This is a genomic window from Methanoregula sp. (assembly GCF_002835825.1).
Classification (GTDB): Archaea; Halobacteriota; Methanomicrobia; order Methanomicrobiales; family Methanospirillaceae; genus Methanoregula.
In genome coordinates this window covers 1-1,027 of record NZ_PIZH01000784.1, presented here as the reverse complement: position 1 = coordinate 1,027, position 1,027 = coordinate 1, and the positions used below count along the sequence as shown (strand labels likewise).

The 1,027-nt window shown below is 52.8% G+C and carries 2 protein-coding genes; both read right to left on the bottom strand.

What is annotated here, in order from left to right; genetic code table 11:
- Positions 1–80 precede the first annotated feature (80 nt).
- The gene (locus tag CW742_RS15200; protein ID WP_292421872.1) at positions 81–494 is read right to left on the bottom strand and encodes a DUF86 domain-containing protein; all 414 of its coding nucleotides are present in this window, start codon (positions 492–494) and stop codon (positions 81–83) included.
- Complete coding sequence (locus CW742_RS15195; RefSeq protein ID WP_292421870.1) at positions 491–898, bottom strand: nucleotidyltransferase domain-containing protein; 408 nt, start codon at positions 896–898, stop codon at positions 491–493. Before CW742_RS15195 ends, CW742_RS15200 begins: the two co-directional genes overlap by 4 nt.
- Positions 899–1,027 lie beyond the last annotated feature (129 nt).

The window sequence follows — 1,027 nt, the reverse complement described above, 5'->3', positions numbered from 1 at the left end:
GATCAATGCTGTGCCATATACCTGTTGGTATTATGGGCTGGTCTTCCGGGATACCATCATCGGTATTTTTCAGGATATCCTCAACCGCATCGCTGAATCCGGTAAAGTCCCCGATATTTTCGGTCAGCAGCCGGAATGCGGGGGGCATCGTCAATGGTTCCGTACCGGTGGACAACGATGTTCCGGAATCCCCGCATGCCCATAATTTTCCTGCGCAGATCTTCGCTGATAACCCTGTTCGTTACCAGGTTCTCAAGGATATCGTCGTCATGGCCCGGGATGCCGAGAGCCAGATCGGCGTTGATGACGGCGCAGATGTCGAAGACATTCTCAATAGCAAATTCCATCCGCTTGTAAATGCCGTCCCGGACAAGGCCGAGTCGTTTGAACTCTTCAGCAGTTTGTGGCAGGTGCTCTTCCACAAGAGAGATCCCCTCGGCGATCTCTTTCATCTTGATCCTGATCATCGTTTCGCGGAGATGGTGCTTCTTCACGACATCGCCTCCTCACCGGTGTAATCGTAGAGCCGGTGTTTGAAGTCATCGAATTCGCGGATGGTGCGGCTGGCGGTTTCATACACAATGGCCGGATCCGGAGGATAGAGTACAGCTCCCCTGAGAACTTCGGTCCTCACGTACAGGGGCAGCAGTTCGAAGATCTGGATGTCATACGTGGATCCGGGTAGCCGTGAGAGGATTTCGTGACGGAACCGTGCCGCATCATGATGGTCACCATCAAGTGAAATGCAGAGATCGATGTCGGAACCGGCTTTCATGGTCCCGGCCCCGGCGGATCCGTAGAGGATGATGAACCGGATATGTTCAGATCCGGGTGTCGTGCGGATCCGGTCCAGTGCGGCAGCTGCAGATTTTCTGATGGCCGGATCCGGAATCCGCATTTTTTCTCTGCTGCGATAATTCTCCCCTCTTACTGAGGATTCATATTTCTTCTCCATTTGATGTTTGCATATTCGGGGCTCGGGGGATGCATGAGACTGTGCTTTCATGAAAATTCTTAGAGCGTTCTT

What these genes read in the sequence shown, in the direction of transcription:
- CW742_RS15195 (WP_292421870.1), bottom strand. Translation starts at nt 898, where the DNA reads ATGCGGATTCCGGATCCGGCCATCAGAAAATCTGCAGCTGCCGCACTG.